We start from the raw sequence: 19,969 nt of genomic DNA on the forward strand, positions 1-19,969 counted from the left end.
CGCCAGAACGGTCGAATGGCCTCCGCGCTCCAGTTTGCGGATGATCTCGAGCTGTCGCGCAACGTGCTGCCGGCCCAGCAGAACATGTTGTTCCGCTTCTTTCAGATGCTTTTGGGCCAGCCGGAGGTCCATTTAGGCTCCGTGCGCCTGCCTTACGATGATACCACAGGCGGGCAACGCCCGACGTTTGAGAGCGCTGCCTAACCTATGTTAATGTAAGCCATGCTAGGCGCACTCGACGAGTTTGAAAAGCTGTTTGCTCGGGCGGATGCCGCGATCGCGCAGGCCCGCCATTTGCTCGAGCAAAACCGGGAATGGCAGAGAAGTACGGGAACGCGTGTCCGCCAGATCTATCTGCGCGCCAGGTTCTATCCCAAGAGCCTCAAACTGTATTCACCGCTCGATTTTCCAGAGCGGCGGCAACCCGATCAGCCGTTTCCAGCCCGAACTGACGAACCCTCAAGCATGATGAAATGAGGGTGGATCAGAGCCGCACGGAAGATGCGCCTCCCTTCCCATCAATGCGAGGGATGGAACAACTGGATCGTGTGCTCAAGAGATCTAGATCCTCGTCTCCATCTCGTAGCCATCCTCGGACGGATTTGCCGGCAGTTGGCCGAGAACTAAGTTTGCTGAGAGCTGAATTGGTTTTGCTTATTGCGAAATTGCGGCTCGTTTGAAGCCCGTTCTGCTGCGTGGAAAACAGGGCGCAGCACTCCATAAGGTCACCGCCTTCGAGACCGTAAGGAGATCTGGCACGATTGGGGCGCTTCATCGAGTAACTGTATGAGCCGATCAACCTGCAGTTGCGTCTTTCCGCTCGTCGTCCGGCTGCGAGGCGTCCCCAACGACGAGCGCCTCGCCGAGATGAGCGAAGCCATTGCGCGCGTGATCGCCCGCCGTCTGCTCGAGGCGAACCGCGTGATCGCGGCGCGCGAAGCCTGGCCTTCATGGCGTAGGACCTACGCGGCGCCACAATTCCGTTTCAGCGGGCTGGCGCTCGATGACGACGCGCAGCGCCGAGTCGCTGCGGCGATCGAAGGCGGGATCGCCCGCGCGATCGCCGGTGGTCCGCCTGCCGCGGCGAGACATACCGCCCGGCTACCATTCATGCTGGCGGATTTCCCGACCTCGGCAAAGCCGGCGCCTGGGCAACCGGCGCGAGATCCTGACGACGCAATCGATGACGGTCTCAAGATCGGCAACCAGGACCAGTTCTGGAAAGCGGTCCGTTCGCTGGTCTTTACGGCTGTCAGTAATGACATCGGCATCCCCGAGCGCACGGAAGGGATCAAGATCCTGCTACAGGGCATCCGTCGCAAGCGGGCGCAAGCGCTGATCCGTGAAGTGCTCGACCGGGCAGGCTCCGGCGTCCGCTTCACAATGATCCTTGCGCTGGGAGCGGAGACACGGAACCGCACGATCGCCTGGCGGCTGCTGCTTTACGGCCTTGATCGCCCGGGCGATCTTGCGGCGTATGGTCCGTTCAACGACCAACTCGACAAGGATCCGGATCCGCTCGTTACCTTCCTCGAGTCCGTGCTCGGCGGGACGGACGAAACCGAGCGGACCAGCGCCGCGAAAGTCATTCGACACTATCTCGAAGGACAGTTCGGCCCGCAACATGCGGCGAAGCGGCGGACCTACGATCGGCTGCGCAAACTGGCTGCCCGCTTCGACCTCTATGGCGCGGGCCCGCTCGGAGCTGGCGCGACGCGCGACCGGATCGAGCGCACGATCGCTGTGCTGATCGACACCATTCCGACGATCGTCGATCCTCTCACTCCGGCGGCACCTCGCGAAACCGCGCAGAGCAACGACGAGCACGCACTCGACACTCTCCGCGTGTCGCTGACCGCGCTGAAGGGGGCGGTCGCAAACCTTGCTGGCGACGCGCTTGCCGCGCTCGATACGCGCCTGACAATCGCCCTCGAAATGGCCTTCGTCCTGCCCGACCGCATGACGACCATCCAGCAGATGATCCGCGGCTTCGCCAAGGGGCTGCAAAACGACACGGTTCCGAGCGACGAAATCGTCGTCTTGCAGCGGCTGCGGCGCAAATTCCTCGCAACATTCGCGACCGCGCCGACGTCTGACACCGCACTCGCCGAATTCAACAATGCCGAGGAGACCCTCGCCGATCTGCGCCAGGCCGTCGCGGACGTGAAATTTGCCCGTCTCTCCGCGGAATTCGACAAGGCCCGAGAAGCCGTCGGCTATGGCACCGGTCTGCGCCGAACCGGCGGAAGGGCCGACCCACAGTTCGATTCCATGCGGGAGTTGTTGAGCGGCTATACGCAGGCCTTCATCAACGTGTTCTCACCGCACGGCGTTGGCGGCAAGGTAATGCCGGCGACCTTCGGGCCGATGGCACCCGACCTGACAAACACCGTCCAGATCGAGATCGACCTCGCCCTCTACAAGATTCTGGGCGCGATGTTCCTGCAGTATAGCGCGGCGCTCCGTTACGATGAGGAGGTTCACGCCGAAGACATCGGTGACGACGACTTTCAGTCGCGCATCGCCTACTTGTCGCGCCGCGTCCGCGGTCCGATCGTCGACTTCTGGGCGCGCGAGGATTACAGCGGCTATCTCGCGAAGGCCGACGACTACCGCATCCAGCTTGACCGTATCGGGTTCGAGATCGAGGCCGAGCAGAAGCGCGAACAGGATGTCCGGACGGCGATCTTGCTGGCCGCGACGCTGGTGGCCGGCGTGGCAGGCATCATCGCGCGTGCCGCCCTGATTGGGGTCTTGCTGGAAACTTCGGCGGGAGCGACGCGGCTCGCCGTCGCCGTGACCCTGACCGAGGCGACTGCCTTTACCGCGACGCAAATCGGTCTCGAGCGGCTTTCCTTCGGAAAGCCGCTCACCCTTGGCGGCGTAGCGAAAACCTGGGCGACGAATGTCGCGCAGTTTGCTGCGTTTTCAGCGCTGTCGCGGGTCCTCGGGCCGATAGGACCCGCCGGCCAAACGTGGTTAGCGTTTGCCGGCCGTCATGCCGCCGGCCTGGTGCTTCAGGCCGATATCTCCGCGTTGTCCCTTGCGATCCAAGGTCGAGACTTCCCGCCGGATATCGAACATTTTCTCATCGAAACGATTGGCGCCTACGCGATCGGCGCGACCATGGGCTATATCGGCGGCCATATCCAGAACGCGCGGATAGAGGGGTTCAAGAACGAGTTCGCACAGGTCGAAGGCAAGATCTACTGGAAGTTCGTCGATGAAGCGGCTCGCACCGGACGGGTCGATGAAGCTTCGTTCAATCGAACGAAAGCCGAGCTGCTTGAACACTGGGACCGTGTCGAAGCGGCGGCCGGGCGTCTCAAGGACGCCGGGTTCATGTCCGCCGATGAACACAAGGCGACGGAGGACATCGTTGCCGCCCGCAAAGCCGCGCTTGCCAAGCTGAACTATCCGAAGACGGGCATGAGGGGCGTCTTTACGGGACAACTGCTGCTCGAGCCTGGACAAGTGCAAGGTCTCGTCAAGGCGGGGCCGACCGGGATCTATCGCTACGATCCGCAGCGGCCGCCTGGGGGGCTGCCCGACCTTGTGCGTTCGTATCAACGCATCGCCTCGCTGACGACGACGTTCGAGAACGGCACGCTGGTGGTCCGCGAACTCGGCTCACGGCGCCTCGTTCTATTGATCGGCCCGGGTCCTGTACCCGCCGGTCTGCTTGCCGCTCCCGCCCCGGGCGCCCCGCCACCACACCCGCTCAGCTTCATCGAGAGCGCGGCCGGCGGACCACTGACGGCGGTTGGCTTGCAGGCGATGAGCGCTCAACTGGCGCGGATCAATCGCAACGCGGTCGGGGAATTGCAGGGCCGCGGCGATGCCGGCCTCGCCGCGCTCTCCCTGCTCATCAAATATCGCATGACGATGGGATCTTGGTCGATCGCCGCGGTGCGGGGGCTCGGCACCGCGCTGGAGCTGCCCCGGGCGATCACCAGGAGCAGCCTGGAGCGGTTCTTCAGCCGGACGAGCAACGAAATTTCGAGCCTCTTTGAAGATTTCAACGCAATCGCCGACCTGCCAGGGGCCAACCTGGTGTTTCGCCAGCCGGCCACCCAGCGCACCGTCTTCCTCGTGAAGCTCTACCGCGAGCTGCGTGCTGGCAATTTCGACCTTCCGCCCGATATGAACGAAAGTGCCCAGCGCGGTCTCATAAACATGGTGGCGACCAACGGTCGCCAGGCCGCCATCGACATGATCCGCAAAGTTCCGGTCAACCGCCGGCTGGCCGAATTCATCCGCAACGATCCGACGATGACGCAGCCGCCGCCGGTCCCGGTAGCGCAGCAGATCCTCGATCGGCACGCGGCCGACGTGAGCCCGGGGATCAACCTTGCTGACCAGACTCATTCTCCGGCAGACGTCAGAGCCCAGATCGAGAGTTATGCGAAGCAGCACGGCGGAAGCTTCGACAGCCATATTCCGGCTCGGATCGAAGCGACGATCAGCGACTACAGGGCTACGCTGCGGCGCGTGCAGAATGGAACTGAAACCGACAGCCGCAACCTCGATGGCGCGCGCGAAGAATTCAAGGCGCTGTTTCTCGCGCTCGACCGCGGCGCCGAGATCCTGTCATTCTCGCGCAACCTCGGCGCCGCTGCGCAGGACCCGTTTCAAGTCCTGATCAATGTCGGCTGGCATCCGCTTCGTGGATGGATTACGGTTCAAAACGCGCCGACAGAGGCCAAGGTTCAGCTCGATGTCTTGGCGCGTACCGCTGCCGGGATCGACATCGAAGAGGTCACCTTCGCCCATTTGGACCTCCCGGTGCCGCTCCGGACGCTGGCATCGACCAACGGACAAGCCTCGATTGACTGGTCGCAGCTGAACAACACATTGAGCCACCGCAAATGGAAGCAGATCCTCAAGAACATCGCACTCGCGGAGTTCGGTGAGGAGCTGGCTCGTTCATGGGGTGGGTCGCCAAGCCCCGTACGAATCGTCGTCCGGGCTCGCTCGGCATCCGCTAACGCGCTCGCCGTCCTCGCGAAGCTCCGCATCGATTTTGAGATCATCGCACCGTAGCATATGCCTCGGGGCACGTGCGTTGAACGTAGCCATCGGACAGTCTGGGCTTACGTGGATCTCACGGGACGCGAGCCCTTCGCGGACCGAAATGATCCGCTCCGCTATCCGCAACCGCTCGGCGACGGCACGCGCGATCGCGCTCATCGTCTCGTTCAACCGATCGTCGTCCGGCATTCCGCGAAGCCGGACGAGGATCGGAATGCTGCAGCGACGCACGAGGATCGACCCAACCTGCGCAGGCGAATGATCATTGGCATGGCAGAGTAGATGCTGCCCATGTTTCACACGAACTGCTCCGACAGCGTTCTGCCGAAATCATTCCAGACGGTCTGGTAGATTTCCTTGTGGTCGTCGTCGGTCAGGGCGCCGACGACCACCACCTCCACCGGGAAGACGTAGGTGACGGTGCGGTCGTCCGGGCTTAGGATTTGCGGATCGGTCGGTTCATCGCTGAGATCGTTCACGCGTCTTGTCCTTTCACAACCCCGGCGAGGTGATGGTCCGCCAGGCGAGAAGCGCCATCATGGATGCACGACGGTGATGATCCGGGCGCCGCCCAGGATATGGCCCGAGGCCGCACGCTGTACGAGATCAAAGACGTGGGTGTCGCCGGGCCGGTGCGCGTCCGCGAGATCGACCGACACCGTCATCGTCTTCTTTTGACCGGCCCTGAGATTGAAGTTCAGCGCGTGGCCATGGCCCACCGCATCGCTGGCAATCGCGAAAGTCTTTGGCGGGATCGGACTCAGCCGCAGGGGGATGTGGGTCTGAGCATTGATCGGCAAAAAGAACCGGTTCTCGAACGCATGATCGGCAACGATCGCTGCCGGATTCGCATGGTGCTCGATATGCAACATGTCGGCGGTGAAGGTCTGGTCGGGATGGCCGGTAATGGCGACCTGCGGCAGCACCCTCGCTGCGACGATGCGTGGGTTGAAGCGTAGCGCGTGACTCAGTCCGATCATGGCGCGCGGTCCGGTCTGCATGGCCATCGTCGCATGGGTCACGGTGCCGAGCCGCGGCCGGGGATTCGTCACCCTCATATGGAAATCGAACCGCCGCATGCCGCCGGGCACGATCTGCACATGGATGTTGCGCTGCGCATGATGGGTATCGCACAGAAACTTGAAGGCATTGCCCTCGGATGCCAGCGTCATGCCCTTGTCCGGCGCATCGGCGAAGCAATTGGCAGCGATGCAGACATGCCCGCCATTCAGCGCCGCATCGGCCGCTGTTGGTGTCCACACCGGGCTCACCGAGATCGCATGCGACGCGCCAGGCGGCAGCGGTCCTGCGAAGAATCCGGTCATCGGCGCTCCGCCCGGATTGGCCGAAGCCAGCGCCGAGGCTGGATCGACACCCATGGTGAAATCGCAGACCCAGGCTTCGACATTGATATCCTGCAAGGCCTGACCCGAGATATTCTTGACCGTCACCGACACTGTGTTGGGAGCGCCCACCTTTGCCGTTCCGGGGTCGACCCCGCCCGAAAGCGCAATCGAAGGGCTCGTCCAGTAGACCTCGCTGTCGCCGTCGGCGAACGGCCGCGCGCCGGTATCGCCCGCCTGATCGGGGATCAGCAGTACGCCTGTATTGGCAAGGTCGGCAGGTGTGCAAGGCATGGCGAATTCCTCCGTTAAAGAAACATCTAGCTGAGCGGCTGGTAGGAAATCTGGAATGCTGACAAGGTTACGGTGTCCGCCGCCAGCGCATTGTCCAGCAAGGCGACGACGAAGTACTTGAAGCTGTTGTCATCGACCACGGCGAACTGCGGATCGGCAGGGTTGTTGAGGTCGAACGGATTGCCGGTGCCGTCGACGCGCGCGATCTGGTCCAGCGTCGCCTGCGCCACCAGCGCCTGCCGGAACAAGATCACGCGCAGCGACCCCGCGCCGCTGTTGGCGCCGAGCACGCGCAGCGCCGTAATCCGCACATTGTTCGGCAGGTTGGCCGACATCATGCCATGCGCGCCGGTCTGCGCCGGCGGCTTCTGGGCAATGCCCTGCAGGTGGCTCCAGGGGTCGGCCGCGGTCGCGATCATGTTCGGCGTCATCACCAGCTTCGCCGGCTGCGGCGTCGGCACGACGCCGATCGCCTTGATCGCGGCGTTCAGTTGCGCCACGACGGTCGAGAGCGTGTCGAACTCGCCTTCCAGCCCGTGGAAGCGCACATTGAAGCCGTCGCTGCCTCCGGCCGAGACGATGGTTTCGCCATCCACATAGTCGTTGAACTTGACGGTCCTGGTATAGGTGATGTCTGCCATATCGGCCTCTCTCTTCCGTCAGACACGAAAATTGGAAAAACTGTAGGCTGGAAATGCCTTGGTCGGATCCTGCACGATCTCGCGCACATGCTGGCGAATCCGATCGGTCCGAACCTCTATTCCGATCGGATGAAAGGCATCCAGTACGTTCATGATGATGTCGTATTGGTCCTTCGGGATGTTGGTCGCAGCCACATCAAGCGCCGGCTTCAGCCGCAGTTCAAAGCTGTAGGGCGCCGCCCGGCTGCTGTCATTCTGCACGAACGTCACCGCCAGCATCAGCAATCCCGGTTTGCTCGGAGTAAAGTGCGCGGTCGGACGCAGCACCGTGTCGAACGAACCGGCGCCCGCGCCGATCACCCGCGTGCTCCAATTATAGACCCCGGCCGGCGGCGCACCGGGCAGGATCGCCAGATTGAGCGGCGTGCCGACCACCACTTCGGCCGGCAGTGGTGCGCTGCTCACGGCGTCGACGATCTCGATCCAGCTGTCGGGCCGCATGAACGCGCTGACGGCAGCCCCCGCCCGCGCCACATAGTCAAAGAACCGCGATGCCAGCGCGCCCAGCACGCCCGCATCGAGCGTCTCGTGTCCCAGCACCAGCCGCCTTCCGACGCTTTCAACCCCCGGGCCGCCCGGCACCAGCGCCTGAGTCACTCGCAATCGCCCAGCGGTTCCGCGCGCCACCAGCAGAGCCACCAGCGCGTCGAGCGCATCGCGGGTCACCACCTGCATTTTCGCGTTGTTCGGATTGGCGCCAAAGTCGATCGCCGGACTGGCTGGGTGCGTCACCAGATAGGTCGGATCGAAATTGGCGTCGGGCAGACCGACGATCGTCGCAGGATCGGGATCCGGATTGCCAACCGTATCCAGGCCGTGTCCATCGGCCAGCGTCACCGGATCGACCCGCAGCGACAGCGTCCCGGATCGCGTTCGCCCACTGCGGCCATATTCGATGCGAACCGCGACATCTCCCGGCCCATCCAGCACCAGCCGTACCCGCGGCCGCGCCGCCACGGGCGTCGTCAGCGATGCGGGATCAGCCGAGTGCGCGGCGAGGTGTACCCGCCCCGCTGCCGGCGCGATGACCGTCCATGAAAATGTCCCCGCCAAAGGCAGCGCGGGCGCGATCGTCAGATCGAACGCGCTGCCGGCATCGGCGCGCACCGCACCAGCGGGCGCCCCAATTACCAGCAGGCGCTCACCGGCAGCGACGGCGACAGCGAGCTCGGCGCCGAGATTGCGCACATAGGCAAAGCCCGCCCGATGCGCCAGCGCGCCCAGCGCGGCCACTGCCAACGTCGTGTGCCGCAGCCGCAGCGCGCGCCCGACCGCATGCAGCGGCGTCGGCCCCGCCACGTCGAAGGAGTGCGTCAGAACCAGCTTGCCCGGTGTCGTGCCCAGCCGGCCGATCAGCGCATCCAGCATCTTCGCAGCGCCGGCCTGCATGCGTCCGTGGCCCGGATCGGCCGAGGCATCGACGCCGGCATTGACATAGCCGACGAGGTCCAGCGACGGGTCGAACCCGACATCGTCGGCGGGCGTTCCGGCCACGCTCTCGTCCCGCGCCGTTGAACCGTCCGCGGCAAGCGCGCCCCCGATCCCGAGCGTCGCCGGCACGATCCGCACCGGGCATTGCGCGACCTGGGTGGCCCGGTTGGCCTCGAACAGCTGATAGGGCGCCGGATCCGTCGGAAACGGCGCCGCCTGATTGATCATCGCAATCACATTGGCCGGTGTCGGCAGCACCCAGTGGCGAAAGATCCGTAACCTGGCGCGATAGGCATCGTCATCCTCGCCCAGTGCCGGATGAAAGGTGGTCCGTGCCACCTTCGAGATGCGCACTTCGTCGATCGTTCCAGCCAGATTGTTGCCCGTCGCGGTCGAACCGAACCGCACGCCGTCCGGCGGCGTCACCGCCCCCAAGGCAGCGATCGACGCGGTGGCGCGCTGCACGCCATCGACAAAAAGCCGAGCGCGCTGCCTGGTCCGGTCGACAATGCCGGCGACGTGATGAAACCGCGAATCGCCGATCGACAGGTCGGCAAAGATGCGGATTTCGTGGGCCCCATCGCATATCGCGAACAGCAGATTGGCATTGAAGCCTCGGGCATTGACCACGCACAGCGACCAGCCTGGCACCACGGATCCGGCCGCCGTCTCGCTCGCCCGGCGCGCCACGATCGCCCGGGGCACCGTGTCGCCCGGTACCGAGGTCGACACGAACGCCTCGATGGTCGCGTCGGCAGTGGCGCCGATATCGAAGTCCGTTGATGCCGCAACCGTGATCGCGCCACCTGTCGCGGGGAATGCAAAACCGGTCGCGTATTTGCCGGCTGCGCCCGCCACGGCACCCGCCACCGTCCCCGGATGTCCGGGCACGCCGGTCCGGGTCGCCTGGTCCACGACACTGCCGCCATTCGGCACGATCTCGTCGAGATGCCACAGCGCGACCGTGGCATCGTCATAGGAATAGGGCCGGGGCGGAAACCGCCGCACCCGCATGTCGCGCCCCAGCGCATCCAATCCCGCCCCGAATGCCTTATCGACAAAGCGCATCTTGCGGACGTCGCTTCGCACCCGCGCCAGCGCGTCCTTTTCGGCGCCGAGCAAGAAGACAAGGCGAGCCAATGTGCCCAGCAACGCAGTGATCTCCCACTGGGAAGATCCGGTCCCGGCCGGCCGCGGCGCGGCCGTCAGCGAGGTCAGCCGCAGCGAAGCATCGAGTTGCGACGGCAACGGGATCAGGAATCCCGTTCCAGCGCGCGTGCCGCTCGGCACGGTGACCGTTGCGGTCCCTGCAATGCCATTCAACGTGTAGCCGATGCTCAGACCCACATCGTCACCGGCGATGTCCGTCCGCGGCGCGATGACATAGGCCGGAACCTGCGGGTCCTGTCCCCAGCGCGCGCCGTATTCGTCAAAGCCGTACGGACCGATCGCCGTAACTCCGGCGGTATCGGCTCCAAGCGGGATCGCTGCGAATTCGGCGCCGCGCTGATAGGGCAGCGTCAGGCGGTTCGACAATGTCGCGAGCGCGCTCATCGATCGCTGACCGTCAGGTTGATCAATTGCGAGTCGTAGCGGAAGGTGGCGATCTCGTTCGAGGTGATCGGCAGATTGGCGCCGATATCGGCCTCGATCGCCGCACCCTGGAACTGCTCGCGATCGCCAAATACGATGGAGCCGAAGGTCGGCGGATATCGCCGCAAGTGCAGGTTCTGGATATCGACCACACCGCTGACATTGAACAGGTCGCTGAGCACTTCCGACGCCAGCACCGGCCCGCCCAAACCAAGACTGCCGACGCGATTCTCGAACTTGCTCTGTAGCGCCGCGGTCACTGCAGCCGGATCGGCGCCGGGCTGGGTCAGAACATTTGCCCTGACACCGACCACGACGATATCGGCCAGCCTGATATTGGGAAAAATCCCGATCGGCCGCACCGCGTCCACCGCGGCCGACACCGCATCCCGCAGCCCCACCACACCACCAATGGTTTCCCAGGCATAGCCCGGCTGCGGCGCCACCAGCACATCGAAGAAATACGGCGTGCCCAGGAAACGGGCCTGGCCGAACCGCCGGCTGTCAAAGACGAATGAATTGAAGATGCTGAGCGAGACGTCGACCCCGCCCAGGGGATCGCTGACCTTGCAATCGCGCACGCCATCGACATTCAAGACAGCGGCACTGACGGCATCGACGGTGAACAAGGTTCGCGGCAACCGCAACAGCCGCGCGCGATAGGTTTCGTCGTCGGCGAGAACATCGCCGCCGGCGAACGGCGCCGCATTGGTCGCCGCCACGGTCGCCGACCCCAACGACAGATAATGCCCGGCATAGATCGGATTGATCTGGGTGATCGCCGAGTTGGCGATGTTGCCGCTCGGCCCCGGCAGGACCGCCCTGGCGGCAACCGTTGCGGTCTTCGACTGCCCCGACAAGGTCGCAATCCCCGTGGTCCGGAACCGCACCGCCGGTGCGGCCGTCTCGACCAGAGCGCCGACCGGAATGATGTAACTGCGCCCCGGCGCTTCATTGGCCAGGGTAAAGGTGACCTGGCCGGTCGCCAGCTGATTGTCGCGTGACAAACCGACGTCGTCGCCCAGCATATCCAGCGCGCCGCCGGAGGCCGTGGACAGAAAGTTCGCGTAGAACGCGCCCTCCAGCGCCTTCCAATGCTCGCCATCCTCGGCGCTGGCGATATCCAGAATCTTGCGCAGCGCGCTGGTCGAGCGCAGGTCGACATCGGCGCCGAACAGCGAACGCGCCAGATTCAGCTTGGCGCTCAAGATATCGGCAAACGGCTTGACCACGAATCCGGCCTGCGTCACGCCATAGTCGGTCATGGCGACGCTCCTGAAACGACGAGCTGCTGCTGAGTTCCGGTCACCATCGTCAGCGCAATGACCGCATGCCAGACCCGTCCATGCCGGGCCGCGGCACCCGGGTTGGCGCCGGCAAATTCGGGCGCGAGCTGCGCAAAACCTGGCTCGTCGTCGAACAGGACCTCATTGATCTCGCGCAGGCGGTCGTCGATCGCGAGCGACTTCGCCAGATTGAGCTTGATGACGTTCTTGATCGAGCTGACGGTATTGGCCAAAGTGAAGATCGACGCGACATCGAGACCGTAATTGACATTGACCTGGTCGCTGCCGAACGGCGTTGCGACAATCACGCCGACGGCCTGGGCAAAATTGTCCAGCCCGGAAATCGGCGCGAGGTCGCCATTGCGGAACACGAGATCTCCCGCCTGCAGAGCCAGGCTGGTGCCGAAGAAATTGGTGCCGACGCTGCTGCTCATGCGGACACGAGCGTCTGCGGTTCACTGACCGTCAGGCCCGGCACGAGATTGCCCTGGCTCGGCGCCAGGGCGATCGCCGCCGCGTCGGCCGCCGTGTAGACCGGCTGACCTTTGACCAGCACGGATTTTTCGGATGGCGGCGGCAAGGTAAAGCTCATGCAGGGCTGTGGAAGACCACTCGTCAGATTCTTGAAGCCGCACCCGGATGCAACCGTGAATCCCGATATCGTCGCACCCGCCAGGATCGCCTTGTGGCCATTGATGATGAACACGTCCGCGAGCGCCGAAATCGACAGCCCGCTGGCGACCGTTCCGCTGCCGCCATGCTTGCAGGTGAACGTCGCGCCGTCGGTCAGGATTGCTGATGCCATGCCGCTACCTCCTCGTTCTATCCGATGGTCAATTTGCCGTTCGCCAGTTGCATGTTCAGCTTGCCGTCCGTCATCGAAATGCCGGACGACGTCATGCTGAGTTTCGGCCCGCTGCCATCGGCGCTCATGGCCATATCGATCTCGCCGTCCTTGACGGTAATGACGGCACCGGACGCGTGAGCGATGGTGCAGACCTCCGCCGCGCCGGGATCCGGCCGGTTACCGACCGCCTTCAAGCCCGACGCGCCGACGGTGATCTTCAGCCCCTTGAGCTCGATGACCCGGCGGCCGTCATTCGCGGTCAGATCGTTCACGGCGTTGGTTGAATCCTGCGGCGGCCGCGTCGCATCGAAGTCGATTGGCAGGCTCAGCCACCAATCGCCCGGTTTGTTCGGCGGCGGCGTCAATTCCGGCTGCTTCGACCAGACATAGCCGGCGATGATCGCGTCATTCGCCAGCGCCCGGTTGTGCAGAACCACCGCCTTCATCCCTGGATAGACCGGGGTCACCAGCCCGCATTTCCGCCACGCGAACGCCGAGGCCACCGGCTTCGACGCATAGACGTGGTCATTCTTCTGATCGACGGCTACGTTCACCGAGGGCTGCGTCTCGCTCGGCAGAGCGGTCTGGCCATAATACAGATCGGCCGTGTAGGTGTCCGTGGCCGCCTTGACAGACCCGACCTCGATGCCGGGACTGTCGGCGGCCTGCGACTTGATCTTGTCCGCGATCTCCCGCACCGCGGATGCGGCGCTGCGCGAGATCGCCGTATCGATCTGCCGCCCGCCGGCGCCATTCGGCTGCCGCTCGGTCGCGGCCCCGACACACACGTAGCCCGCGGTCGCGCTGAACCGATGCTCGACCTCGCGAATGCGGAACTCCGGGTTGGCGCTGCTCGAGAATTCCTTGATGCCATTGACAACCACAGTCTGGCCGGGCCGCAGGGCGGGATCGCCGACGGCGGTGAACTGAAAACCCCTGACGGTCTTGTCGGTATCCGGCGTCGGAACGTTGCTCTTGGTGGAGGCCGGAAGCTTCAGCTTCAGCGCATCGAACTTCGCCAGATTGACGCCGTTGCCGAACTGGGCCGGCGGACCGGGATCATAGCGGATCGGTGATCCGAGAAAGACCTGGCCGTCGACGATCATGCTTTCGGCAGGCGGCCACACCCGCTGCGCGACTTCATCGATCACCGCCAGCACCGTCTTCGAGGTGAATGTCGGGTTGTGCATCACGTCGCCGGGCAGATCATTGGTCACGGCCGTCGACTTGACGAAGCCGGACAATTTCGGGCTCGACAGCACCTGATTCAGCGCCTGCGCAAAGGTCACCTCACCCAGCGAGGTCGCGGTATAGGCTGATGTCGCGCAGCCGTAGAACGCAGCCTCCCGGCCCTCGATCGTCGTCACCAGCTGATCGCCCTGCGCCTTGCTCTCGACATGCTCGCAGATCCCCTCGAGGACCTGCGCGACCTTGGTATCGAAGTAGCCGAGCTGGATCACCACCCGCGGCTTGTCGCTGTCGGCCAGGGCCTTGGCGTAGGACTCAGGCAGATCATATAGAGTGATCGTGAATGTCGTGCCCGCGGTCCAACGCCCCATCTTGACCGTGACATCGCCATCGATGCAGACGTCGCCCTGCAGCACGTCGTTCGACACGGTCAGCGCCGGCGTCGTGAACTTGACGACGTATTTGATGAAGACGCCGCTGCGAACGCTCATGAATGCGCCACCCCGCCAATGACATTGGACCCGAAATTGCCGACGCCGTTCAGATTGCGCCGGGCCACGATCTGCGTGGGAAACGTCAGCACCAGCGCGCCGGCGCGATACTCCTGCGTAGGCACGACCTTGCGCAGGAACACCGTCTGCGACAGACCGTCCGACCGAACGACATCGGCGCGGATCACGAGGAAGCGCCGGGCATCGGGCAGCACCATCAGCTCGTCGATCGGTCCGAGCGCGGCTTCCGGGACGTTGACGTAGGCGGTGAACTGGTAGCGGACGCCGCTGAGCATAAACGGAAAACTCTGCGGGAAGCCGGCCGCATTGTCGATCGGCAGCAGATCATAGGTCCGACCTGAGGCGCCGGTAATCATCACAGAAACGCCGAGCCCGCACCCAGCGCGACGTCGGCAAGGCCGAGCAGGCCGCCGAGCTTCGGGCGTGGCACATTGGTGAGCTGGATGTTGACCTTCAGTGCCTCCCTGTTCTGATTGTCCTGGGTAAATGTCAGGCTGGTGATCTGCATATCCAGATGAATGAAGTTCTTCGAGATCACCGGAATGCCGGCAACCGACAGCAATGGGGCCGTGACCGAGGCCAGCGCGCGCGAGGTCAGTGCGAGCACCTCCAGCGCCGGCCGCAAGGCGCGCTCGGCGCCGACCAGAAATGCCTCGATGGTGACGGTCTTGGTCGTGGGCGAAACCATCTGAACCAGCGCACTGCCGGCAATCGACGTGCTCTTGTAACCCTCGTTGACGACGTAGGACTGCACCATCAACAGCGGCACCGCTCCGACCAGAACTGGAACGTTGAGCGCCATCAGCCTGGCTCGATATCGGTCGACGCGACAAAGCCAAGCACGATCCCGCTGAAGGTCGCGAGCGGCACCCCGTCCATGACCGCATTGCTCGGATTGGCCGAGGTGATGATGCAATCCCGGAACAGCAGTTTCTTGAAGGACCAGTCGGTCCCCTTCTGCTCCGCCAGCTGGATGTTGAACTTGGTCCCGGCCAGGCCGAGTTGCGCCAGCGTCAGCACGCTGGTCCCGATCGCCTTCACCGTCATGGTGAAGGTCGCGGTCTTCGGATGATACAGCGCGCCGACATTGTCCGCTTCGATCGAGTGAATCGGCGTCACCGGCGTGGTATAGGTCGGCGTGAACGACTCGATCGGTGTAATCGTCGAACTGCCGTTCAGAGTAACCTCAAGTCGGGAATTCCAGTCGGGCATCGCGGCTCTCCGTTATTCGAATTTCAGCGTGATGTTGAGCCGGTGGATGGCGCCGGCATATTCGATCGTGACGATCGAATCGACCACGCGCGTCGCCTGCGCGTTGTGGATTTCCTGCAATTCGATGGCGCTGAGACTTGCCGGATCCTTGTCCAGCAGGATCAGAAGCGGGAAATACACGAGATAGCTGTCGATGACGGCCTGATCCTGCAGGGGCTGCAGCTCCGCGGCCATCTCCGACACCAGCGCCCGCAGCCCCGCGCGCGTCACCCGCAGCACGCCGATCGAACGGATCAATGATGACTTCAGCTTGAAGGAAATCTCGTCGATGGTCCGAACGATATCGACATAGGGCTGGTCCGCCCCGAGCGTGTAACCTTCGCCCATGTAGAACCCGGCGCCGGGGATGAGCGGCGTCGACGTCACCCAGTTGATGCGCGCATGGTTGAGCGTATCGATTTCCGCGGCGGAGAAACGCCGGCCCATGTCCAGCGCGATCGGCTTCAGCACCATGGAAATGTGCGGCTGGTAGCCCGCGATCACGCCGGCCATCGCCGCGGCCGCGTCTTCGCTCGAGTTGTGCGCGATCATGGTCATTCGGTTCTGCGCCATGGTGCCGGAAATCAGGGTCGTATCGGTCACGCCGCCGCCCAGCATCGCGACGCCGATCCGCTCCATGCCGTCGGCGCCGGTGTTGGAGACGGTATTGCAATGGGTCGCCAGCGCCTCGATCTCCGACTTGCCCTGCCCCGCGCCGGTGCCGAGCAGCGGCGTATTTGCCAGCACTACGATCTGCACCTCGATGCCCGCCGCCACCGCCAGCCCGTTGGCAACGGCGTTGCCGGCATCCGCCGGATCGGTGGCGACGGCCCACACGGTGGTCGGTCCCGGCGCCTGGGCGAACGCGGTCTTGATCGAACTCCCGAGCGCGCCGGCAAACCAGCCGACATCATCGACCGGCTTGCCATTGTTCGGATTGGTGAACTGAACGGCATCGCCGCTGCCGACGCCGGGCCCGGCCGCATTCTGGCTCATCACCACCGTGGTGGCCGTGGTCGACTGCACCGTGGTGCCAGCCGGAACCGCGCCGCCCGCGGAAAGATCGGCGATCGTCATGCCGGCGACGATGGTCGCCGGCACCGCAGCGAAATGCAGTGTCGCATTGCCGGAAGGCGTCACCGCGTTCGTGGTCAGGCTGATCGACGGGGTCGAGACTGATAGCGGATTGGTGATAGCCACCGCGGTCTTCTTCGGCCCCTGCGCGGCGGCATTGATGGCGCCGACAATCGCTATGTCGCCGTACGATTTCGTCGCTGGGACAAACAGATTGGTGATCGGTGTGACCGTTATGTAGCGAACCGGCATGATGCCTCCTTGAAAAGGGCCACTTCAGTGAAATTTCTTCTGCAACCGAGCGCGCAGGCTCTCGCGTTCGCTGGGCGACAGGTTGCGCGGCCGCAGATCGGGCCGGCTGACGACCCCTTCCTGCGTCCCGCCACCCGGCTTTGCATCGGCTGCGGCGCCGGCCGCCGGCTTATCGCTTGGTGTCTTGTCTTCGTTGTCAGCCATTTCGCTCGCTCCTAATTGATGAATTGCGCGAACATTTTTTCCGCATTGAACAAGGCCTGCACCGCTGCCCTGGCTTGAACTGCCGTCATGCCGGGAAGCGAAGTGTCGGTTAGCGCCGCACTGGAAAAGATCGTCACAAAGGCGAAGGGGGTGGAGCGTTCGATCCCGTCCAGTGTGTCCGGGACCGCCTCGTTCTCCAGAATGCTGCGACACAGCTTGGCCGACTGCAGCGCGCCGGCGACATCGAAACCGTCTGCGATCTTGACCCGCAGAGACACCGTCAGGTCGCGGCCCGCAGACGGGTCCGCCGGGTTGAAGGCGGCTGGCGCCGCGCCCACCAAAGTGATGAACAGATGCCGCTGCCGCGCAAAATCCTCGAAAGTCGATATCCGCAGCCGGGCGAAGATGTCATCGACGACGGCAGGCGCATAAAGCGTCAGCAACTTCGTCCTGAGATCCTCGAGCGAGGCAACGCCTCCAAGCTTCTGCTCGAGCGTCTGTACGGTCACCGTCTGCAGCGGTCCGACCAGCATCTGCATCTTGGTGCTCAACACCGCGTCGAATGCGACGTCGACCCAATCGAGCCGGCCGAACCTCGCCAGCCGCCGCTCCTTGCGGACACGCTGGCTGTCCGGCGAGATGCGCTCGTCCGTCCCGATACTGCGTATGGTTTCGAATGCCGGGACCTTGTACGACCGCGCGGATATCGGACCCAGCGCCACGGATTGCAAAGCCATGTCCGTCGAGGTGAACGTCATGTTGAAAAGCGAGGCCAGACCCAGCCCGTTCGTCATGATGTCGGCGACGAAGGACTCTTGACTGAAACGCAGCATGGTCGAATCGACGAAGGTACTCATGGTGGCTCGATCGCGTAACAGTGTCGACTTGCTAACACTGGCAGCGCGCCGATGGCCATCCATCTTCGGGTGCGGTTGGAATGAGACCAGGATCTAGATCTCGCGCGAGAAAGCCGCCGCAGATCTCATTCGCCGTGCGCGGAGGTATCGTATCGCGATGTGAGGATGCGCAGCAGACGTCGTCTGGAGAAGGATGGCAGCGCCAGGCGATGCGGGCGCATTTCATGCAGCCAGGCGCGCTGCCCGTTCGGCGCGAGAACGAGGAATCTTGCATACGGCAGCGACGCCAGAAGGGGACGGGCACAGGCATCACTCTCGGTCTCGAGCAACCCCAGCAGCACCAGATCAGGCCTGATGTCGGCAAGTCGCTGCGCCAGCTCCTCGCGGCCCTCCAGCACCTCCACCAAATCGATTGCAAGCCCGGACTTCAGGAGTTTCAACACGATATCGGCCAGCAACGGCGACATCGTGACGACGACCGTTCTAACCTTCATCCTCAACTGACCTCGGCTGCTGAAAGCCTCGCATTCTGCAACTTCGGAATAAGGTGGCGATATGCACCAATGGGTTGAGTAACGATGGAGGCGGATATCAGGACTCCGCGGGCCGCGCATGCATCCAGGTCGCGATCTGGCCCCGCCGCTGCACCCGCAATTTGCAGAGCGCGCTATGGACATGCGACTTCGTCGTGGCCAAGCTGATGCGCAGGTTGCGGGCGATTTCCTTGTTGCTCATCCCGCTGCTCACCAGGCGGGCAATTTCGGCCTCGCGCCGGGTCAAGGCCTGGGGACCAGGTTCGTGACTGCGGGACACTGCTGCCGTCTCCGCCATGCGCCGCAACAGGCCCGCGACGACCGCAGCCGAACAGGCTTGCCGGCCGGCACTTATCTCGGTGATCATCGCGACGATATCGGCGGTCGCCGCCGTATTGGATATGTAGCCGGAGGCCCCGGCTTCCGTCCAGGTCAGCACGGTCTCGGCCGATTCGATCAATGCAAACACGACCACGAGAATGCCGGCGGACGATGCGCGGATCTGTCGAACCGTCGACAGACCGCCAGGCGCCGCCGCGTCGAGCAAAACCATGTCGGGCTGCAGTGCCTGGCTCTGGGCCAGAACCTGGTCGGCGCCGCCGCAACGCCCAACAACGGAAATCGTGCCGCTCTTGCCCAGGATGTCTCCCAGGCTCTCGCGGACGAACCGAACGTCAGAGGCGACGAGAAGCCGAAGCCGGCATCCGTTGTTAGCCTCCGGCAGATATACCGTCCCGTCCATGCTGGGCGTCATCTCCCTCGATCGCGAGATGCTGACACTGGAAGCCGTCCTGCGCTGCTGCGGCATTCCGAGGCTGACCAGGATCGAGTTTAGCCTGACTCCGGTTCCCGCCATGTGAACCACGTCACATCCCTGGGTTGACGCAGCGAATACGCCATCCAAGGCTTGCGAGTCTGCCCAGTCGCAATGACCCGCGAGCACCAGCACATAGGCGGCGCTGTGAAAGATGCCGTTCCAGGTGGTATTGAGCCCGACATTGTCGATGGAATTCAGCGCGTACCAGCTGCTGAGCATGTGATGCCATTGCAGCAGCCGGTGGAAGGCGATCCCGTCGAAAAAGGCACCCAGTCCGAGGCCAAGAAGGACGGCGGCAGAAACGGCAAATCTCCTGACACCGTCAACAGCATCAGCTTATTCTGCTCGGCCGCCTTGTTGCTGGATCTACAGGCCCGGCTTTGCAAAGCGCTTCCTATGCCGTCAATCCGAAGTTGGACGGCCGCGGTGAGCGATCAGCGGCGCTGCTCATGCGATTGTCGTCGCGTTGACAGGCATTGCTCGAGCTGAGCGATGGCTTCCGCTTCTCGTGCCTTCATCAGGAGTTTGGTCCGTTCGGCACCCGGGGGCATTTGCTCTGCTGCATCGCGCGCCAGACTGGCCGCCATGAGGAGACGCTCTCCGAGCGGCAGCGTTTGCTTGAACCGCCTTCGCCTCTTTTTGCTGACTACTGTTTCCATGAGACCCGCATCGCTATTTGCAAGTACACAAATCATACACGTTGCGAGCGAAGCGCGCATAAACGCAAGTAAATGGACGTGGCTGTCGGCGTGATA

20 protein-coding genes and 1 pseudogene are annotated in these 19,969 nt (G+C 63.7%); 2 read left to right on the forward strand and 19 right to left on the reverse strand.

The window, feature by feature from the left end; all coding sequences use genetic code 11:
- The first annotated feature begins 222 nt into the window (after positions 1–222).
- The gene (locus JOZ76_RS24315) at positions 223–477 is read left to right on the forward strand and encodes a hypothetical protein (protein ID WP_291702805.1); all 255 of its coding nucleotides are present in this window, start codon (positions 223–225) and stop codon (positions 475–477) included.
- 825 nt (positions 478–1,302) lie between these two features.
- Here JOZ76_RS24315 and JOZ76_RS24320 read toward each other — a convergent pair.
- Positions 1,303–1,626 (reverse strand): hypothetical protein, encoded by a 324-nt coding sequence (locus JOZ76_RS24320; RefSeq protein ID WP_291702811.1) that lies wholly within the window; start codon positions 1,624–1,626, stop codon positions 1,303–1,305.
- Between the two features lie 117 nt (positions 1,627–1,743).
- Here JOZ76_RS24320 and JOZ76_RS24325 point away from each other — a divergent pair, with 117 nt between their 5' ends.
- The gene (locus tag JOZ76_RS24325) at positions 1,744–5,043 is read left to right on the forward strand and encodes a hypothetical protein (protein WP_291702814.1); all 3,300 of its coding nucleotides are present in this window, start codon (positions 1,744–1,746) and stop codon (positions 5,041–5,043) included.
- A gap of 284 nt (positions 5,044–5,327) precedes the next feature.
- Here JOZ76_RS24325 and JOZ76_RS24330 read toward each other — a convergent pair whose 3' ends face one another.
- The 18 genes and pseudogenes from JOZ76_RS24330 to JOZ76_RS24415 form a co-directional block, all read right to left on the reverse strand.
- Positions 5,328–5,510, reverse strand: a complete 183-nt coding sequence (locus JOZ76_RS24330; protein ID WP_291702816.1) for a hypothetical protein — start codon at positions 5,508–5,510, stop codon at positions 5,328–5,330.
- A gap of 57 nt (positions 5,511–5,567) precedes the next feature.
- Positions 5,568–6,668 (reverse strand): hypothetical protein, encoded by a 1,101-nt coding sequence (locus tag JOZ76_RS24335; RefSeq protein ID WP_291702821.1) that lies wholly within the window; start codon positions 6,666–6,668, stop codon positions 5,568–5,570.
- Positions 6,669–6,694: 26 nt separating this feature from the next.
- Entirely contained in the window at positions 6,695–7,309 is a 615-nt protein-coding gene (locus JOZ76_RS24340; protein WP_291702824.1) for a hypothetical protein, read from the reverse strand.
- An 18-nt stretch (positions 7,310–7,327) separates the two neighbouring features.
- Positions 7,328–10,354, reverse strand: a complete 3,027-nt coding sequence (locus JOZ76_RS24345; protein ID WP_291702825.1) for a LamG-like jellyroll fold domain-containing protein — start codon at positions 10,352–10,354, stop codon at positions 7,328–7,330.
- Complete coding sequence (locus JOZ76_RS24350; RefSeq protein WP_291702827.1) at positions 10,351–11,658, reverse strand: baseplate J/gp47 family protein; 1,308 nt, start codon at positions 11,656–11,658, stop codon at positions 10,351–10,353. The genes JOZ76_RS24345 and JOZ76_RS24350 overlap by 4 nt, the downstream gene beginning before the upstream one ends.
- Complete coding sequence (locus JOZ76_RS24355; protein ID WP_291702829.1) at positions 11,655–12,113, reverse strand: hypothetical protein; 459 nt, start codon at positions 12,111–12,113, stop codon at positions 11,655–11,657. The genes JOZ76_RS24350 and JOZ76_RS24355 overlap by 4 nt, the downstream gene beginning before the upstream one ends.
- Positions 12,110–12,484, reverse strand: a complete 375-nt coding sequence (locus JOZ76_RS24360; protein WP_291702837.1) for a hypothetical protein — start codon at positions 12,482–12,484, stop codon at positions 12,110–12,112. The genes JOZ76_RS24355 and JOZ76_RS24360 overlap by 4 nt, the downstream gene beginning before the upstream one ends.
- Positions 12,485–12,501: 17 nt before the next feature.
- Complete coding sequence (locus tag JOZ76_RS24365) at positions 12,502–14,205, reverse strand: hypothetical protein (RefSeq protein WP_291702839.1); 1,704 nt, start codon at positions 14,203–14,205, stop codon at positions 12,502–12,504.
- Positions 14,202–14,582, reverse strand: coding sequence for a hypothetical protein (locus JOZ76_RS24370; RefSeq protein WP_291702840.1), 381 nt, complete (start codon positions 14,580–14,582; stop codon positions 14,202–14,204). Before JOZ76_RS24370 ends, JOZ76_RS24365 begins: the two co-directional genes overlap by 4 nt.
- Positions 14,582–15,028, reverse strand: coding sequence for a hypothetical protein (locus tag JOZ76_RS24375; RefSeq protein WP_291702842.1), 447 nt, complete (start codon positions 15,026–15,028; stop codon positions 14,582–14,584). The genes JOZ76_RS24370 and JOZ76_RS24375 overlap by 1 nt, the downstream gene beginning before the upstream one ends.
- Positions 15,028–15,438, reverse strand: coding sequence for a hypothetical protein (locus JOZ76_RS24380; protein WP_291702844.1), 411 nt, complete (start codon positions 15,436–15,438; stop codon positions 15,028–15,030). The genes JOZ76_RS24375 and JOZ76_RS24380 overlap by 1 nt, the downstream gene beginning before the upstream one ends.
- Before the next feature lie 12 nt (positions 15,439–15,450).
- Entirely contained in the window at positions 15,451–16,803 is a 1,353-nt protein-coding gene (locus tag JOZ76_RS24385) for a hypothetical protein (protein ID WP_291702845.1), read from the reverse strand.
- 24 nt (positions 16,804–16,827) lie between these two features.
- The gene (locus JOZ76_RS24390; protein WP_291702850.1) at positions 16,828–17,007 is read right to left on the reverse strand and encodes a hypothetical protein; all 180 of its coding nucleotides are present in this window, start codon (positions 17,005–17,007) and stop codon (positions 16,828–16,830) included.
- Positions 17,008–17,018: 11 nt separating this feature from the next.
- The gene (locus JOZ76_RS24395; protein WP_291702852.1) at positions 17,019–17,864 is read right to left on the reverse strand and encodes a hypothetical protein; all 846 of its coding nucleotides are present in this window, start codon (positions 17,862–17,864) and stop codon (positions 17,019–17,021) included.
- Positions 17,865–17,989: 125 nt separating this feature from the next.
- Positions 17,990–18,322 carry a hypothetical protein gene (locus tag JOZ76_RS24400; RefSeq protein ID WP_291702854.1) on the reverse strand — a complete coding sequence of 111 codons (333 nt, stop codon included), beginning with the start codon at positions 18,320–18,322 and terminating at the stop codon, positions 17,990–17,992.
- A 133-nt stretch (positions 18,323–18,455) separates the two neighbouring features.
- Positions 18,456–19,205 carry a LuxR C-terminal-related transcriptional regulator gene (locus tag JOZ76_RS24405; RefSeq protein WP_291702857.1) on the reverse strand — a complete coding sequence of 250 codons (750 nt, stop codon included), beginning with the start codon at positions 19,203–19,205 and terminating at the stop codon, positions 18,456–18,458.
- 102 nt (positions 19,206–19,307) lie between these two features.
- A pseudogene (locus JOZ76_RS24410) lies at positions 19,308–19,523 on the reverse strand (DUF2243 domain-containing protein); the annotation flags it as partial.
- Positions 19,524–19,648: 125 nt separating this feature from the next.
- The coding region (locus tag JOZ76_RS24415) for a hypothetical protein (RefSeq protein WP_366938624.1) at positions 19,649–19,969 on the reverse strand (321 nt) is incomplete at its 5' end.

Source organism: Bradyrhizobium sp., from assembly GCF_019244115.1.
Classification (GTDB): Bacteria; Pseudomonadota; Alphaproteobacteria; order Rhizobiales; family Xanthobacteraceae; genus Bradyrhizobium.

Bases quoted from the DNA above. Each gene is read 5' to 3' on its own strand.
- JOZ76_RS24315 (WP_291702805.1), top strand. From the start codon at position 223: ATGCTAGGCGCACTCGACGAGTTTGAAAAGCTGTTTGCTCGGGCGGAT.
- JOZ76_RS24320 (WP_291702811.1), bottom strand. From the start codon at position 1,626: ATGTTGCGGGCCGAACTGTCCTTCGAGATAGTGTCGAATGACTTTCGC.
- JOZ76_RS24335 (WP_291702821.1), bottom strand. From the start codon at position 6,668: ATGCCTTGCACACCTGCCGACCTTGCCAATACAGGCGTACTGCTGATC.
- JOZ76_RS24340 (WP_291702824.1), bottom strand. From the start codon at position 7,309: ATGGCAGACATCACCTATACCAGGACCGTCAAGTTCAACGACTATGTG.
- JOZ76_RS24345 (WP_291702825.1), bottom strand. From the start codon at position 10,354: ATGAGCGCGCTCGCGACATTGTCGAACCGCCTGACGCTGCCCTATCAG.
- JOZ76_RS24350 (WP_291702827.1), bottom strand. From the start codon at position 11,658: ATGACCGACTATGGCGTGACGCAGGCCGGATTCGTGGTCAAGCCGTTT.
- JOZ76_RS24355 (WP_291702829.1), bottom strand. From the start codon at position 12,113: ATGAGCAGCAGCGTCGGCACCAATTTCTTCGGCACCAGCCTGGCTCTG.
- JOZ76_RS24360 (WP_291702837.1), bottom strand. From the start codon at position 12,484: ATGGCATCAGCAATCCTGACCGACGGCGCGACGTTCACCTGCAAGCAT.
- JOZ76_RS24365 (WP_291702839.1), bottom strand. From the start codon at position 14,205: ATGAGCGTTCGCAGCGGCGTCTTCATCAAATACGTCGTCAAGTTCACG.
- JOZ76_RS24370 (WP_291702840.1), bottom strand. From the start codon at position 14,582: ATGATTACCGGCGCCTCAGGTCGGACCTATGATCTGCTGCCGATCGAC.
- JOZ76_RS24375 (WP_291702842.1), bottom strand. From the start codon at position 15,028: ATGGCGCTCAACGTTCCAGTTCTGGTCGGAGCGGTGCCGCTGTTGATG.
- JOZ76_RS24380 (WP_291702844.1), bottom strand. From the start codon at position 15,438: ATGCCCGACTGGAATTCCCGACTTGAGGTTACTCTGAACGGCAGTTCG.
- JOZ76_RS24385 (WP_291702845.1), bottom strand. From the start codon at position 16,803: ATGCCGGTTCGCTACATAACGGTCACACCGATCACCAATCTGTTTGTC.
- JOZ76_RS24390 (WP_291702850.1), bottom strand. From the start codon at position 17,007: ATGGCTGACAACGAAGACAAGACACCAAGCGATAAGCCGGCGGCCGGC.
- JOZ76_RS24395 (WP_291702852.1), bottom strand. From the start codon at position 17,864: ATGAGTACCTTCGTCGATTCGACCATGCTGCGTTTCAGTCAAGAGTCC.
- JOZ76_RS24405 (WP_291702857.1), bottom strand. From the start codon at position 19,205: ATGCCGCAGCAGCGCAGGACGGCTTCCAGTGTCAGCATCTCGCGATCG.